General features: G+C 46.1%; 13 protein-coding genes. All 13 read left to right on the forward strand.

Annotated elements, in window-relative coordinates; translation table 11 throughout:
* Positions 1 to 134: 134 nt before the first annotated feature.
* The 13 genes from thrS (at position 135) to serC (ending at position 16,138) form a co-directional block, all read left to right on the forward strand.
* Positions 135 to 2,072: a threonine--tRNA ligase gene (thrS, locus tag BS614_RS12955; protein WP_036610058.1), complete on the forward strand. Its 1,938-nt coding sequence runs from the start codon at positions 135 to 137 to the stop codon at positions 2,070 to 2,072.
* A gap of 427 nt (positions 2,073 to 2,499) precedes the next feature.
* Positions 2,500 to 3,039: a 3D domain-containing protein gene (locus tag BS614_RS12960; protein WP_081595013.1), complete on the forward strand. Its 540-nt coding sequence runs from the start codon at positions 2,500 to 2,502 to the stop codon at positions 3,037 to 3,039.
* A 111-nt stretch (positions 3,040 to 3,150) separates the two neighbouring features.
* Positions 3,151 to 3,366 (forward strand): hypothetical protein, encoded by a 216-nt coding sequence (locus BS614_RS12965; protein ID WP_036610057.1) that lies wholly within the window; start codon positions 3,151 to 3,153, stop codon positions 3,364 to 3,366.
* A 198-nt stretch (positions 3,367 to 3,564) separates the two neighbouring features.
* Positions 3,565 to 4,593: a cell wall-active antibiotics response protein LiaF gene (gene liaF / locus BS614_RS12970; protein WP_074094315.1), complete on the forward strand. Its 1,029-nt coding sequence runs from the start codon at positions 3,565 to 3,567 to the stop codon at positions 4,591 to 4,593.
* Between the two features lie 3 nt (positions 4,594 to 4,596).
* Complete coding sequence (locus BS614_RS12975; protein ID WP_036669825.1) at positions 4,597 to 5,622, forward strand: HAMP domain-containing sensor histidine kinase; 1,026 nt, start codon at positions 4,597 to 4,599, stop codon at positions 5,620 to 5,622.
* A gap of 18 nt (positions 5,623 to 5,640) precedes the next feature.
* Entirely contained in the window at positions 5,641 to 6,303 is a 663-nt protein-coding gene (locus BS614_RS12980) for a response regulator (RefSeq protein ID WP_017689597.1), read from the forward strand.
* Between the two features lie 148 nt (positions 6,304 to 6,451).
* Positions 6,452 to 8,116: a S1C family serine protease gene (locus BS614_RS12985; RefSeq protein WP_074094316.1), complete on the forward strand. Its 1,665-nt coding sequence runs from the start codon at positions 6,452 to 6,454 to the stop codon at positions 8,114 to 8,116.
* Positions 8,117 to 8,291: 175 nt separating this feature from the next.
* Positions 8,292 to 8,981, forward strand: coding sequence for a response regulator transcription factor (locus tag BS614_RS12990; RefSeq protein WP_036610048.1), 690 nt, complete (start codon positions 8,292 to 8,294; stop codon positions 8,979 to 8,981).
* 1 nt (position 8,982) lies between these two features.
* A complete protein-coding gene (locus BS614_RS12995; protein ID WP_074094317.1) occupies positions 8,983 to 10,443 on the forward strand; it encodes a sensor histidine kinase in 1,461 nt (486 codons plus the stop codon).
* Between the two features lie 67 nt (positions 10,444 to 10,510).
* A complete protein-coding gene (locus BS614_RS13000) occupies positions 10,511 to 11,464 on the forward strand; it encodes a 4-hydroxy-3-methylbut-2-enyl diphosphate reductase (RefSeq protein WP_036669829.1) in 954 nt (317 codons plus the stop codon).
* A 285-nt stretch (positions 11,465 to 11,749) separates the two neighbouring features.
* Positions 11,750 to 12,814, forward strand: coding sequence for a 3-deoxy-7-phosphoheptulonate synthase (aroF, locus tag BS614_RS13005; protein ID WP_036610039.1), 1,065 nt, complete (start codon positions 11,750 to 11,752; stop codon positions 12,812 to 12,814).
* Between the two features lie 413 nt (positions 12,815 to 13,227).
* Complete coding sequence (gene glnA / locus BS614_RS13010; protein ID WP_074094318.1) at positions 13,228 to 14,652, forward strand: type I glutamate--ammonia ligase; 1,425 nt, start codon at positions 13,228 to 13,230, stop codon at positions 14,650 to 14,652.
* Positions 14,653 to 15,049: 397 nt separating this feature from the next.
* Complete coding sequence (gene serC / locus BS614_RS13015; RefSeq protein WP_074094319.1) at positions 15,050 to 16,138, forward strand: 3-phosphoserine/phosphohydroxythreonine transaminase; 1,089 nt, start codon at positions 15,050 to 15,052, stop codon at positions 16,136 to 16,138.
* The last annotated feature ends 88 nt before the right edge of the window (positions 16,139 to 16,226 follow it).

Below are 16,226 nucleotides of genomic sequence, written 5' to 3' on the forward strand. Positions count from 1 at the left end.
GAGTATATATCACTCGTCCCTTTGCCGGGACGGGTGTTTTTTGCGTTCCTTTGCAAAATGACTGGAATAGCAATAGATAATCAGTCCATAAATATCTGGACACAAAGGTTACATTAACAGGAGGAATGAGACAAATGGCAGTGAACATTAAATTACCGGATGGTTCGGTACGTGAGTACGCGGATGGCAGCAGCATTGAGGACGTAGCCGCTTCAATTAGCAGCGGATTGCGCAAAAATGCCGTAGCCGGCAAGCTGGATGGTATCGTGGTGGACTTGTCCACAACACTTCATGAGGGAGCATTGGTGGAGATCGTAACGCTGGATTCACCAGAAGGACTTGAAGTGATGCGTCATAGTACAGCTCACTTGATGGCTCAAGCAGTGAAACGTTTATATGGTAACAAAGAGGTGCGCCTCGGTATCGGCCCTGTCATTGAAGATGGTTTCTACTATGATATGGACCTCGAACATGCGCTCAATCCTGAAGATCTGCAAAAGATCGAGAAGGAAATGGAACGTATTGTGAATGAGAACTTGCCAATTGTACGTAAGGAAGTTAGCCGCGAGGACGCGATCAAAACGTTCGAAGAAGTGGGCGATCCTTACAAACTTGAGTTGATTCGTGATTTGCCAGCGGACAGCGTGATTACGATTTATGAGCAAGGTGAATTCTTCGACTTGTGTCGTGGCCCTCACGTACCATCAACTAGCAAAATCAAAGTGTTCAAACTGATGAATGTCGCGGGTGCTTACTGGCGTGGAGATAGCAAAAACAAAATGCTTCAACGTATCTATGGTACGGCTTTTGTGAAAAAAGCACAGCTGGACGAGCATTTGCACTTTCTCGAAGAAGCTAAAAAACGGGATCACCGTAAGTTGGGTAAAGAGCTGGAAATGTTCACATTCTCCCAACTGGTCGGTCAAGGCTTGCCAATCTGGTTGCCTAACGGTGCGAAGCTGCGCCGTACTCTGGAGCGTTATATTGTGGATCTGGAAGAAAGCCTGGGATACCAGCATGTATACACACCGGTTCTGGGTAACGTGGAATTGTACAAAACATCTGGACACTGGGAGCACTACCAGGAAGATATGTTCCCGAAAATGGTTATGGATAACGAGGAACTTGTTCTCCGTCCAATGAACTGTCCTCACCATATGATGGTGTATAAGTCCAGCATGCACAGCTACCGTGATCTGCCAATCCGGATTGCCGAGCTTGGTATGATGCACCGTTATGAAATGTCGGGCGCATTAACAGGTCTGCATCGTGTACGTGCAATGACACTGAACGACTCACACATTTTTGCACGCCCGGATCAGATCAAAGAAGAGTTCGCTCGTGTTATCGAGTTGATTCAAACAGTGTACAAGGATTTCGGTATCAACGAATACCGTTTCCGTCTGTCCTATCGTGATCCGCAGGATACCGAGAAATACTTCCAGAACGACGAGATGTGGGAAATGTCCCAACGCATGCTGCGTGAAGTTGTGGAAGAACTTGATCTTCCTTTCTATGAAGCTGAAGGTGAGGCGGCATTCTACGGTCCGAAGCTGGATGTGCAGATCAAAACAGCCCTGGGCAAAGAAGAGACATTGTCTACAGTTCAACTGGACTTCCTGTTGCCTGAGCGCTTTGAACTTGAATATGTGGGAGATGACGGACAGAAACATCGTCCAGTCGTTATTCACCGCGGTGTAATTAGTACAATGGAACGTTTCACAGCATTCTTGCTGGAGAACTTTGCAGGAGCTTTCCCATTGTGGTTGTCTCCGGTACAGGCAAAAGTGATCCCGGTATCCGGAAACTTCGACGATTATGCGCGTGAAGTGGAAGCGAAACTGAAACGTGCGGGAATCTCTGCTGAAGCCGATCTGCGGAACGAGAAGCTTGGATATAAAATCCGTGAGGCGCAGCTGGAGAAAATGCCTTATATGTTTGTTGTTGGTGAGAATGAGCGTAATGCAGAAGCGGTATCCGTGCGTAAGCGTGGAGAAGGCGATCTTGGCATGAAACCGGTCGATGAAATAATCGCTCAATTGAAAGAAGAAATTGCAACACGTTTGGTATAAATGAACAAATGATTTATCAGATAACCAGTGTATAATTTGCGCTGATCACTCTGAATAACGCCTGGATAACATGGGATTGACCTATGTTATTCAGGCGTTTTTCGTAGTGTTTGCAGTAAAAAGTATAGATTAATTGCTTTTTGGAAAACCTTTGCAGTGAGGGGGAGGTTATACAATGAAAAAGCAATTCTCAATTCAAAAGGAACATATACGGGGTTTATTGGTTGGCTGTGTGATGTTCGCCGGGATGATGATTAACCTGAATCATGCGGATGCCTATACATTTGAAGAGGAAAGTGCAGTACTGCATGTGGAGAGTCACAACAGTAGAAGTGAAGGTCTGATTATTGAGACTTCGAGCAAGCCTGATCAAGAATTTCCGGAACAGGTTAGCCATCAATACAGCGATGAAGCCCAGCTGACGACCATGGTGTATATGGCTTTATTGTGGTCACCACAACCAATGGTCATTCCAAGACCTGAGCTTCCTGAGAAACAAGTGGCAGATCCGTCTATGCCTGTGCTTGCTCCGCGTTCAGAACAAATCCTGGGTACACAAAAGGTTACAGCAACGGGATATACGGCAGGTGTGGAGTCTACAGGAAAAGGACCAAAACATCCTCAATACGGAATTACGTATTCTGGTGTCAAAGTACGTCGTGATAAAGAAACAGTTTCCACGATTGCAGCTGATCCAAAATTATTCCCGATGGGTTCCATTCTGTACATTCCTGGCTATGGTTACGGAATTGTTGCAGATACGGGTTCAGCGATCAAAGGCAATAAAATCGATCTATATTTCCCGACTACCAAGCAAGTGTACAAAGAGTGGGGCAAAAAGGATGTGGAGGTACAGGTGATCAGGCAAGGCGCTGGGAAATGCACAGAAAAGATGCTCAGCGAGTTGGCCGATGCAATCGATGTGTACAAATCCGTACCGGATTCGTGGTTGGACAAGGCCATTTAATTTCACATGGTCACATGAATAACTGAAGTGCTCTCTCCACATAATACTGACTGGGGACGAACCCCGCGGTGCAGCAATGCATCGTAAATATGAAGAGAGAGGTGATTCGTTGTGGCTAAAAAATCACAAGGGTACCAAACGCCAAACGAGAAGTACAATGCAGAGTTTGGAGAAGAGAATGCAGCAGCAAAAGTGAAGCAATCCGCTCAAAACAAAGTACAAGATAATTTCCAAACACCTGATGAAAAATACAATGCCGAGTTCGGTGTAGAAAACACAGGCCAAACTGGCCAAGGTCAAGGCAAAGCATCAAAATACAAAAAATAATTGAAGATTCATTAATCTAATGATGATTCAGCACCCTGGAGCAGCAGCTCCGGGGTGTTTTAGATATGCAAATTTTTTTACATTAATATCCTCCCATCTCAGTCTCGAGACCGAGATGAATTCCACCTGCCGCCGCTGTTCTCATTGTCTTGTCTGAGTTACACTGGATACATAATACAGACAAAGGAGACATGAGCGATGAAACGATCGACGCGTGACCGCTGGTGGGTTGGCATACCTCTTATTGCTATTGGTGCGATGATCTTGTTCAGACAATTGGGATATGACATTGATGTAGGATATATTTTCAGAACATATTGGCCGTTATTTCTAATCTGGTGGGGGGTCAAAGGAATATCCGAGATTCGTCGCAACGGGGGTTACGCCTTTATTGGACCCGTAATTGTACTGGCGATCGGCGGTTACTTTCTTGCCCGTAACCTGGGATGGATTGATTACTCCATGGGGGAGTTCATTCGTTATCTGATCCCGGTTATGCTGATTGGCGGAGGATTGTTTGTACTGATTGGGCCACGACGTCGTGATCGGAAACATCATGACAAGATGCAGCCACCTCCAGCACCTGAGCAACCTTATAAACCGTTAGATCCGGAGGATCTGGAGATGCCGTCATCGTTTGACGAACAGTTCGAGAAAACATTTGGCAAACCAAAACAGGAACAGAAGAATGATGCACATGGCCCTCATTTCACAGGATCAACGGATTCATCATCACAAGGGCATCAATATAAGAAGAAACATCAATCGTATAACTCTAACGATACCGGATATGGAGAACATTATGATGATGGCTACGGAAATGGTTATGGGGATTATGGCAGTGGCAATACCATTAATAAATCGGCGTTCATCGGGGATCTGTACATGGGGCAGGAAGTGTTCTCGTTGAAACCAATGAACATCTCGGCTTTTATCGGAGATACCGTAATTGATTTGACCAAAGCACAGATTCCTTATGGGGAGACGAAGATTGTCATTTCTTCATTTATTGGGGATGTGAAAGTATTTGTTCCGGAAGATATGGATCTGGGTGTGACGGTGACGACAAATTCCTTCATTGGAGATATGTCACTGTTGAATCAGAAACGCGGCGGATTCCTGAGTAGTGCCCAGGCTGAAACTGCCCATTACCATGAAGCTAGCAAAAAGGTACGGATTATTGTAAGTGTGTTTATCGGAGACGTCAAAGTGAATAAGGTGGGTTAACGCATGATTCGAACAATTCTCAAGGCCAATAAATGGGAACTGATGATGTATTTTGCGCTAACTGGTCTGATTACACTGGGCGGATTCTATCTATTGTATGGAGAGGTGTTGATGGGGGCTGGTCGTCAGAGGGCATGGACCTATGTTGCCGTTGTTGTGCTGGCCACCGTTATCACCGGATATATCGCTGCATTACGGCTCCAACGCAAGATCGACCTGCTTGATCTCAACATGTTGAAAGTGTCCAAGGGTAATCTGGCGGTGCGCATGCCTGAAGCGGATGACGCTTCGTTTGGTCGTGTCTATCAGGAGTTCAATGTCATGATGGATTCGATTGAGAAAAAGATGAGACTGCTTCAGCGCCTCGGTGAGCAGGAAGTCATTGAGAAGGAGCAAGCCTCGGAGCGGGCTGTGCTTGAAGAGCGCAAACGAATGGCAAGGGACCTCCATGACACGGTTAGCCAGCAGCTGTTTGCCATGCATATGTCGGCTTCGTCCTTACCGCGACTGCTGGAGATGAATCCGGAACATGGTGGCAAAGTACTGGACCAGTTAATCCAGATGTCACATATTGCACAGCGTCAGATGCGAGGACTGATTGCCCAACTTCGACCGGTGGAGCTGGAAGGGCGTGACCTCACCGCAGCACTGGATAGTTGGTTTCCTGATTATTGCAGGCAGAATGGTCTTAAAGGTGTGAAAGAGCTGGAACTGGATGGCGGAATCTCGGATGCCATTGAGCACCAGCTGTTTCTTGTTATTCAGGAGGCAGTTGCCAATGTTGTGAAGCATGCAGAGGCTGGAGTGGTTAGTCTGTCCATACGGGAGAGTGAACATCAGATCAGCATGAGCATCAGCGATGATGGTCAGGGATTTTTACAGCAAGCGGAGCGTCCGGGTTCATACGGGTTATCTACCATGCGTGAACGGGCAGAGAAGCTTGGGGGGCAAGTTCAGATTATATCGAAACCGGGAGCGGGAACGACGGTACGGGTATTGATCCCGAAATTCCCGAACGTTCCTGAGTGAACCAGAGGGGGAGACGCAATGAGTGGTAAAGTAAACGTGATGATTGTGGATGACCATGATATGGTGCGCATGGGCTTGAAAACATATCTGATGCTGGAACCTACTTTTCATGTGATGGGAGAAGCGGGCCATGGGCAGGATGCGCTTGATCAGTTACGTAAGTTAAATGATAGTGAAATGCCGGACCTGATTCTGATGGATCTGATGATGCCTGTAATGAATGGCGCTGAAGCAACAAAAGCCATCATGACTGAATTTCCAGGGATGAAAATTGTGATGCTCACCAGTTTCCTGGAGGATGATCTGGTTGTGCAAGCGATTGAAGCGGGTGCGGTAAGTTATGTACTGAAGACAGTCTCTGCTGAAGAACTGATCTATGCTCTGCAAGGGGCATATAGAGGCATGCCTGTTATGACAGGTGATGTTTCGCAGGCGTTAACCCGGGGAATCAGACAACGTACAGCGAGAGAGAGTGAATCGGGACTGACTGAACGGGAGAAGGAAGTGCTGCTGCTTATTGCAGAGGGAAAGACCAACAAAGATATCGGAGAAGAATTACATATCAGTATCAAAACCGTCAAAACACATGTAAGTAACCTGCTGATGAAATGTGAGATGGACGATCGTACACAGTTGGCCATCTATGCGCATCGTCAGGGATGGGTGAAAACGAAAGGGTAAAATGCTGTCGTGACGGGGAAAAGAGTCTATTCTTATGTGCTTTTATCTCCTTTTTAATTGTTTTTAAGGTACGGTTAAGGTTTAAAGTACAAAATAAGGACAGTTAAAGAATATCTCTTGGGAATAAGAGATTGGGAGGTAGAGAGGCATGGACGAACGCAACTATAGATCGAACCGTCAAGACGAGGAAAACGAAACCAAACAAACGGAGAATCGCAATTCTTCCGGAACGGACGAATCCTCCTATTATTATTCTTATGGACCTTTTCAGTCCGTGAATCAGGAAGATACAGCAAATCACATGGGAAGCAATAATCAACGTGAAGAAGGAAATGTAGAGATTACAAAACCTGATCCGGTGAGACCCGTACCTACTTACTATAATAGTGAACCATCCGAACAAGCGAAAAGATCATCAGCAGGCGGCGGAAACGGCTCAGGTAACGGTGGAGATCAAGGGAATGGCGGCAAAGGCAACTGGAACTATAATAACCGCAAGCCACGTTCTTCCGTAAGATCACTTCTATTTTCCTTTATTGCCGGGATGCTGGTCATCACCGTTCTCATGTACACAGCTGATAGAACAAACATGTTCACACCGGAGACGGCACTTACGAACACAGACAATCAAAGTTCAGGACAGGAAGCGTCTACAAACACAGGCGGAGGCAACAATGTCACAGCGTCGTTACTGCCAACAGGCAAAGAAGATGTGTCTTCCGTAGTAACAAGTACAAGTCCGGCTGTTGTCAAAATCGAAACACTCGCGAAGCAGTCCTCACGTACAGGATTGGGTCAGGGTGGATCAAATACAAGTGATCCGCTGTACCAATACTTCTTTGGAAATGGGGGCGGAACGGAAGGCAATCAAGGCCAAAGCCAGCAACCACAAAGCGGTAATCAGCTTGTGCCTATGGGCATTGGTTCCGGGTTCATTTTTGACAAAGAAGGATATATCCTGACGAACCAACACGTTGTTCAGGGTGCAGATGTAATCCAGGTAACCCTGGAGAACAACAGCAAGCCTTATGAGGCTAAATTGCTGGGAAGCAGCTTTGATCTGGATTTGGCTGTATTGAAAATTGAGAAAAATAGTGGTGACGATGCGTTCCCTGTAGCTCCACTGGGTGATTCCAACAGTACTCAAGTCGGTGAATGGCTTGTAGCTATTGGTAACCCTGAAGGATTCGAACACACGGTTACAGCAGGTGTACTGAGTGCCAAAGAACGTACGATCAGCATTCCAGATGAAGAAACAGGAAAAACACGTGAGTACAGCCATTTGCTGCAAACAGATGCTTCGATTAATCCGGGTAACTCCGGTGGTCCGTTGCTTAACCTGAATGGGGAAGTTATCGGAATGAACGTTGCAGTAAGCGCAGATGCACAGGGAATTGGTTTTGCAATCCCGTCGAGCGTCATCTCTGAAGCCGTTAAATATCTTAAAGAGAACAAAGAAGTTCCCAAAGAGCCAGTACCCTTTATCGGTGCGTCTCTGATGGCTCTCACGCCTGAAGTTGCTAAACAAATGGGAACAGACGTTACCGAAGGTTCAGTTGTAGCCAGCACGATCTTCCAATCACCGGCTTACCAAGCAGATCTTCGTGCATATGACATCATCACAGGTGCCAATGGTACGCCGTACGCGACAAGTCAAGATCTGATTGATTTTATCAAGAAACAGAAAATCGGTAGTGAAGTTACACTGAACGTGGTGCGTGATGGTAAGAAGATGGATCTGAAAATCAAAATCGGCAACAAAAATGATTTTGATACTTCACAAACAACAGATACACAACAGCAGCAACCATAAATATCAGGTAAGGATTGACAGAACGGAAGGGTTTGAAGGCCCTTCCGTTTTTTTGCCCTGATGAAGCAGAGTTACAATGGACCAGGACGGATTGGAGACGCCTACTTGAAGATGCAGATTGTGCTTCTGCCTGTTACAATGGGATAAAACGTTAGGATAAAGGAGAAAGACCACCATGCGCTCAACTATTTTGATTGTGGATGATGACGAAAAAATTGTATCCATGCTCCGCCGGGGGCTGGCTTTTGAAGGATATGAGGTACAGACGGCTTCCAATGGAGCCGAAGGCCTCAGCAAACTGATGGACAAGGAGCCGGACATCGTTGTGCTGGATGTGATGATGCCGCAGATTGACGGATTTGAGGTATGTCGCAGATTGAGAGAAGCAGGCAGTAAAGTGCCTGTGCTGATGCTGACGGCCAAGGATGAAGTACAGAGCCGGGTGACCGGACTGGACACAGGAGCCGATGACTACCTTGTAAAACCTTTTGCGCTGGAAGAATTGTTGGCACGTGTCCGTGCATTGCTGCGCCGCAAGTCAGATAGTGCGGGTACGCCGGACAACCGCTTAATGTATGAAGATATCATTTTGGACAATGACTCACGTGAAGTATTGCGAGATGGGCAGCGGCTGGAGCTGACTGCCAAAGAATTCGAACTGTTGAATCTGTTCATGCAAAATCCAAGACGGGTACTGTCCCGTGATCTGATTATGGATAAAATCTGGGGTTATGATTACAGCGGTGAGTCTAACGTGCTTGAAGTGTACATTGCCATGCTCAGACAGAAGACCGAAGAATACGGTGGCAAGCGTCTAATCCAGACCATCCGGGGAGCCGGCTATATTCTGAGAGGTGACTCTTGATATGTCCATCCGGTTAAGACTAACCGCATGGTATTCTGGCATTTTGGCGGCTGTTCTTATCTTTTGGGGCGTTGTAATCTATGCCTTTGTGTATTTTAACTCCTATCAGGAAGTCGAACAGCAATTGAAGGTGAAGAGTACCCGGATTACGGAGCAGATCGGTGTTAATCCTCTTTCACAGTCGTTGGATCTGGACCCATTTACAGAGAGTCAGCTTCAGGAGGCACAAATCTATATTCAACTCTGGGATTATCAGAGTCGCTCAGGCAGAATTTCGGGTAATATGGAGAAACTGCAGATTCAGTTTCCGGTATTAAAAGCCAATGAGATACTTAAAGAGCGAGGCATATCCAAGATCTATGTGGATGGAACGCCGTTTCTGGTGAATCAGCTTCCCCTTTCTCTTCAGGGTACCAATGAAGTACGTGGAATTCTTCAGGTTGGTGCGAATGTAAGTTCACAAGAGCGCTTGCTGGAAGCGTTGCTTAATATTTTGGTTTTTGGCTGGCTGGTAGCGATGGCATTGGCTATAACCTCAGGTCTTGTTCTGGCCCGGAAGTCGATGCGCCCGCTCGTGACTGTCATTGATGCCGCCAATCAGATTCAATCTGGAGATGACTTAAGTGTACGTATTCAATATGCTGGGCCGAAGGATGAGATCGGGCGTCTGATTGAAACGGTGAATAATATGCTTGAACGTACAGAATTGTCATTCCGTGGTTTGGAGGAGACGAATGCTGCCCAGCGCCGCTTTGTATCCGATGCATCACATGAACTGCGTACGCCGCTGACGACCATTCGCGGGAACGTAGACTTCTTGAAGAAGCTGTGGGATCAGGAAGGAACCGACCGACCGAATCTGGATGAGGAGACTGTCAAACAAATGTCGCTGGAAGCCATTGAAGATATGGCGGACGAGGGAAAACGTATGAGCAGGCTGATCAGCGACATGTTATCGCTGGCGAGAGCGGATACGGGTCAGAAAATTGAACTGAATCCGATCCCGCTGCAGATACTCGTACAGGAAGTGGCACGCAGAGCACAATTTCTGGATCGTCAGGCAGACTGGCTTCCAGGAGATTTTTCCATCCTGAACGGCATTTATGTGAACGGTAGCAAGGACTATCTCCAACAGATGTTGTTTATTTTCATCGAAAATGCGTTTAAATACACACCTGAAGGTTCTGTGACGCTGGATGCCGTATTATACAAAGGTCAGGTGGGACTGCGCATCAGCGACACCGGTATTGGTATGGATCGGGACGAAGTGCCGTTCATCTTTGATCGCTTCTATCGGGCAGATGAATCCCGCGGGGCTACACCGGGCATCGGTCTGGGACTTTCGATTGCGAAGTGGATTATTGAGGAACACCATGGATCGGTTGAGGTTGTGACCAGACGTGGAGAAGGAACCACCTTTATTATCTGGTTGCCGGTTGTCTTTGCTCCGCCTATCGAATAAAGGTATAATAGACAGGACTGCAATTACATCGGCAACGTTGCCGAGAAAGAAAGCGGGTGGCAACCAAGTGGAAGTACTACGAATTTCGCCGCGGGGATATTGTTACGGCGTTGTGGATGCGATGGTGCTCGCGCGTCAAGCGGCACGCAATCTGGATTTACCACGACCTATTTATATATTGGGTATGATTGTGCATAACCAACATGTGACGGATTCCTTTGAAGATGAAGGTATTATTACATTGGATGGTCCGAACCGGATGGATATTTTGAGCCAAGTGGAGAGTGGCACGATTATTTTCACAGCTCATGGTGTATCTCCTGAAGTGCGCAAGTTGGCACGGGACAAAGGATTGACAACAGTGGATGCAACATGCCCTGATGTCACCAAAACACATGATCTCATTCGGGAGAAGACGGCAGAGGGTTATCAGATCATCTATATCGGCAAAAAGAATCACCCTGAACCAGAAGGTGCCGTTGGTGTTGCACCAGATCTCGTTCATCTGATCGAGAAGGAAGAAGAGATCGAAGAGCTGAACGTATCTCCAGGCAAAATCCTTATTACAAATCAGACAACGATGAGCCAGTGGGATATCAAACACATTATGAGCCGTCTGCTGGAGAAGTTTCCGGGCGCAGAGATTCATAATGAGATTTGCCTTGCAACTCAGGTTCGTCAGGAAGCTGTTGCGGAACAGGCAGGTCAATCGGACCTGGTTATCGTGGTGGGTGATCCTCGCAGCAATAACTCTAACCGTTTGGCACAAGTGTCGGAGGAGATTGCGGGTGTTACGGCCTACCGTGTATCCGATGTTTCCGAGATTCAGCAAGAATGGCTGAAAGGTGTAAATAAGGTGGCGGTTACTTCGGGTGCATCAACACCAACACCGATCACGAAAGAAGTCATCCTTTACCTGGAACAGTATGAACATGACAAGCCGGAGACGTGGGAGATCAAACGTACCGTGAACATGAGCAAACTTTTGCCTCCAGTTAGAGAAAAAACACGTACACCTTAGGAAATGTAAAAGTAAGTCTAAGTGTATGTGAATTAAAAACGAGATGTGAATGAGAAGAATCCTGTTATGCAGATCCGAATGTCGGAGCCTGTGGAGCAGGATTTTTTTTTTGTATATGGATAAGGAATGTGTACCTTGACGCAATCAGATAACTATGGTATATTCACTTTAACGGATAAAAGCTTAAAAGCGAACAAGCGTTTAAGCGCGACAGAGTTTTTATATTTAATCAGACGCACGTTAAGAAATGATTGTGCTCTCATACAAGAAAGGATGGGAATTAATATGATCGTTATTGCAGGCAAAGCTACACCGGAGGAACAGATTCAGGATATCGTTGCAGTTATTGAAAAAGAAGGGCTTCAGGTGCATATCTCTCGCGGAGAGGATCGTACTATCATTGGTTTGATTGGTAAAGTTGAACCTAAAATGCAAGAGCATCTTCGCCAAATGAAAGGTGTCGAGAATGTCGTTAAAATCTCGAAGTCCTACAAGTTGGCAAGCCGCGACTTCCATCCGGAAGATACGGTGATCTCCATCAAAGGTGTAGATATCGGCGGAAAAGAACTTGTTGTCATGGGCGGACCATGTGCGGTTGAATCCGCTGCACAGATTGATGAGATTGCAGGGCTTGTGAAAGCTGCTGGTGGGCAAGTGTTACGTGGTGGTGCATTTAAGCCTCGTACGGGTCCTTACAGCTTCCAGGGAACGGGTGTAGAAGGATTGATCATGATGGCGGAAGCAGGCAAGAAACATGATCTGCTGACCATTACAGAAGTCATGACACCTGAGTATGTGGATATTTGCGCCGAGTACGCAGATATTCTGCAAGTAGGTACACGTAACATGCAGAACTTTGACCTGCTCCGCAAATTGGGTGAGTGTGGCAAGCCGGTATTGTTGAAACGTGGTTTCAGTGCGACATACGATGAATTGTTGAATGCGGCTGAATACATTCTTGCGGGTGGTAACCCAAATGTTATGCTGTGTGAACGTGGTATTCGTACGTTTGAATCCTACACACGGAATACACTGGATCTGTCCGCGATCCCTGTTCTGCAGTCTCTGAGCCATTTGCCGGTTATTTCTGACCCGAGCCATGGTACTGGACGACGTGAACTGGTGGAACCGATGACAAAAGCTTCCGTTGCTGCGGGTGCCAATGGCTTGATCATTGAAATGCATACCGATCCGGATAACTCCATGACAGGAGATGGTGTGCAATCCTTGTTCCCTGACCAATTCGCTAACCTATTGCAGGATCTGGAGAAATTGGCACCAATCGTGGGTAAATCATTCAGCACAGCCAAACAGCCGGCAGAATTTTTCCCGGCACGTGTAGGCGTTTAATAAGAATTTCATAGTCAAGGTCTGGATCATCATCCGGGCATCTCCTCTGATCTCGTTCATTGCAACGGAATCAGATAGATGCTCGGTTTTTTGCATATTTTGCAGTTTTGAACGTATTTATTAATCAATAGTGATAAGAAACATTTATGATGTGAAGTTTTTCCCATGATTTAGGTTAAAATAGGGGTCGCTTTACCGCATTAAACCAGTTAAATGTATATAAAACTAGTTGTTATATGAATTTATGTTATTTATAAAGTGTGAGTATATCTAACATCCCTTCAAAAAATACCTTACATAAGTATTGACGATGTCATGTTTTAAAATTTATAATGACGACAGAAAAAAATTCGAATTTAGACATTTTCTTAGTGGGGTTGTTTAATGTTCGGAATATTTGGGAGGACGAATACATGTCGGTTGAAAACGTATTGAAATCAATTCAAGAGAACAACATCGAGTGGGTAGATTTTCGTTTTGTAGATTTAGCTGGTCGTGCACATCACATCTCGTTGCCAGCTTCGGCTGTTGATGCAGACACGTTCGTAAATGGAGTAGCTTTTGACGGTTCTTCTATCCAAGGTTTCCGCGGAATTGAAGAGTCCGATATGGTTATGATGCCAGACCCTGAAGCGACTTATGTCGATCCGTTCACTGCACACCCTACATTGAATGTTATGTGTGATATCTTCACTCCGGATGGCGAGCGTTATGAGCGTGACCCACGTAGTATCGCTGTTAAAGCAGAAGCTTATTTGCAAGAGAGCGGTGTAGGTACAGCGGCATTCTTCGCACCTGAATCCGAGTTCTTCATCTTCGACGATGTACGTTATGAGAGCGGCACGAACAGCTCTTCTTACTATGTAGATTCCGAAGAAGCTTCGTGGAACACGAACCGCAAAGAAGAAGGCGGAAACCTTGGTTTCAAAGTACGCACTAAAGGTGGATATGTTCCAGTAGCGCCAGTGGATACACAACAAGATATTCGTAGCGAAATGTGTCGCCTTTTGGAAGAAGCGGGCCTGTCGATCGAGCGTCATCACCATGAAGTGGCGACAGCAGGTCAAGCCGAAATCAACTTCCGTTTTGATACATTGAAGAAAACAGCAGATAACCTGCTTGCATACAAATACATCGTGCACAACACTGCACGTCAATATGGTAAAGTAGCAACATTCATGCCAAAACCATTGTTCGGTGATAATGGTAGCGGAATGCACGTTCACCAATCCATCTTTGATGGCGATTCCCCATTGTTCTATGACAAAGCGGGATATGCTAACCTGAGTGAAATGGCTCTGCACTACATCGGAGGTATCTTGTACCATGCTCCGGCACTGATCGCTTTGACTAACCCTAGTACAAACTCATTCAAACGTCTTGTACCTGGTTACGAAGCACCAGTAAACTTGGTTTACTCCAAAGGTAACCGTTCCGCGGCAGTTCGTATTCCGGTTGCAGCTGTGACACCAAAAGGTTGTCGTATCGAATTCCGTACACCAGACTCCACAGCTAACCCATACTTGGCATTCTCCGCAATGTTGATGGCGGGTCTGGATGGAATCAAACGTAAAATCAACCCAACTGAGCTTGGATATGGTCCGCTCGACAAAAACATCTATGACCTGTCTGATGCAGATAAAGAAAACATCCGCAGTGTGCCAGCTTCCCTCGAAGAAGCACTTGATGCATTGGCAGCTGATAACGAGTTCTTGACTGAAGGCGGCGTATTCACAAAAGAATTCATTGAAAACTACATCAACCTCAAACGTGATGAAGCGAAAGCAGTAGCGATCCGCATTCATCCGCACGAGTACAGCCTTTACTTCGACTGCTAATTGGTCGGGGTCGGAACAGTTCTTGTTCCAACTTAAAGCCTCCGGGACACGCTCTCGGAGGCTTTTCCTTGAATTAAACAATGTAGTGCTTTAACTTTGCAGGGTGATAAAGGAATTTGATGACCTGAATTCAACACTTAAGTGCATATTGCCCTTGAAGCAGATAGAAAATACTGATATCATAGCGATAATATTTACTTTGAGTGCATTTTGCACAAATCCATAGAGCGACTTTCAATAAGTAAGATATAGATCAAAATGATTCAATTTGTCTATACGTTGGTTGGATCAGGATGCTTCTTCCTGTCCAACTCTTATACCCGTGAGCGATTCTAATCGAATTGTGCAAAATGCTGTTTGTATGTCAGAGTTACGGATGGAAAGGGCGGGGGATTTTGTGACAAAAAGAGCGTATAACTTTAATGCAGGACCTGCGGCGTTACCACTTGAGGTACTGGAGCGTGCACAGGCGGAATTTGTAGATTTTCGTAATACAGGCATGTCGATTATGGAGATGTCTCACCGTGGAGCGGTGTATGAGTCTGTACATAATGAAGCTCAGGAGCGGTTGTTGTCGCTTCTAGGCAATCCAAAAGGATACAAGGTTCTCTTTCTGCAGGGCGGTGCAAGCACTCAGTTCGCGATGTTGCCAATGAACCTGCTCGGAGCAGGACAGACTGCAAGTTACGTGATGACCGGCAGCTGGGCCAAGAAGGCTCTGTCTGAGGCGAAGTTGATCGGCGAGACACATGTTGCTGCATCTTCGGAAGCAGAGAAGTTCATGAAATTGCCGGATGTTTCGAATCTGAGTTTGCCAGAACGTACGGCTTATGTACATCTGACTTCCAACGAAACGATCGAAGGTACGCAATTCAAGTCGTTCCCTGATACCGGTTCAGTACCTCTGATTGCGGACATGTCGAGTGATATTTTCTGTAAACCATTTGATCTTAATCAGTTCGGCATGATCTATGCGGGTGCACAGAAGAACCTGGGTCCATCCGGAATTACGGTTGTAATTGCTCGTGAGGAACTGGTGAGTGAATCGCCTAAAACGATTCCAACTATGCTTCGTTACAGCACACATGTTGATAACAACTCCCTGTACAATACGCCGCCATCCTTCTCGGTATATATGGTGAATGAAGTATTGAAATGGATTGAAGAACAGGGCGGACTGGCTGGTATTGAGCAAAAAAATACGAAAAAAGCGGAATTGCTCTATAACACAATTGATGCTTCCGGTGATTTCTACCGTGGTTGTGTTGAACAAGAAGATCGTTCCCTTATGAATGTAACCTTCCGTCTTGCTTCTGAGGAACTGGAGAAAAAGTTCATCAAGGCATCGGAGGAAGAAGGATTTGTAGGTCTGAAAGGACATCGCAGTGTGGGTGGTCTCCGTGCCTCCATTTATAATGCTGCTCCTTATGAGAGTGTTAAGGCACTGACAGACTTCATGAGCCACTTCCAGAAGACAAATGGATAATTAAGTATAGGTATGGTGTAATGGACCTTTGTGTCTAATCCTGTGCCTTACCAGAGCCTTCCACATTGACGTGTGGAGGGCTTTTCTT

The sequence above is a fragment of the Paenibacillus xylanexedens genome, assembly GCF_001908275.1.
Lineage (GTDB): Bacteria > Bacillota > Bacilli > Paenibacillales > Paenibacillaceae > Paenibacillus > Paenibacillus xylanexedens_A.

Excerpts from the sequence above, each read along its gene's own strand:
- thrS (WP_036610058.1), top strand. The coding sequence starts at position 135 with ATGGCAGTGAACATTAAATTACCGGATGGTTCGGTACGTGAGTACGCG.
- BS614_RS12960 (WP_081595013.1), top strand. The coding sequence starts at position 2,500 with ATGGTGTATATGGCTTTATTGTGGTCACCACAACCAATGGTCATTCCA.
- liaF (WP_074094315.1), top strand. The coding sequence starts at position 3,565 with ATGAAACGATCGACGCGTGACCGCTGGTGGGTTGGCATACCTCTTATT.
- BS614_RS12975 (WP_036669825.1), top strand. The coding sequence starts at position 4,597 with ATGATTCGAACAATTCTCAAGGCCAATAAATGGGAACTGATGATGTAT.
- BS614_RS12980 (WP_017689597.1), top strand. The coding sequence starts at position 5,641 with ATGAGTGGTAAAGTAAACGTGATGATTGTGGATGACCATGATATGGTG.
- BS614_RS12985 (WP_074094316.1), top strand. The coding sequence starts at position 6,452 with ATGGACGAACGCAACTATAGATCGAACCGTCAAGACGAGGAAAACGAA.
- BS614_RS12990 (WP_036610048.1), top strand. The coding sequence starts at position 8,292 with ATGCGCTCAACTATTTTGATTGTGGATGATGACGAAAAAATTGTATCC.
- BS614_RS12995 (WP_074094317.1), top strand. The coding sequence starts at position 8,983 with ATGTCCATCCGGTTAAGACTAACCGCATGGTATTCTGGCATTTTGGCG.
- aroF (WP_036610039.1), top strand. The coding sequence starts at position 11,750 with ATGATCGTTATTGCAGGCAAAGCTACACCGGAGGAACAGATTCAGGAT.
- glnA (WP_074094318.1), top strand. The coding sequence starts at position 13,228 with ATGTCGGTTGAAAACGTATTGAAATCAATTCAAGAGAACAACATCGAG.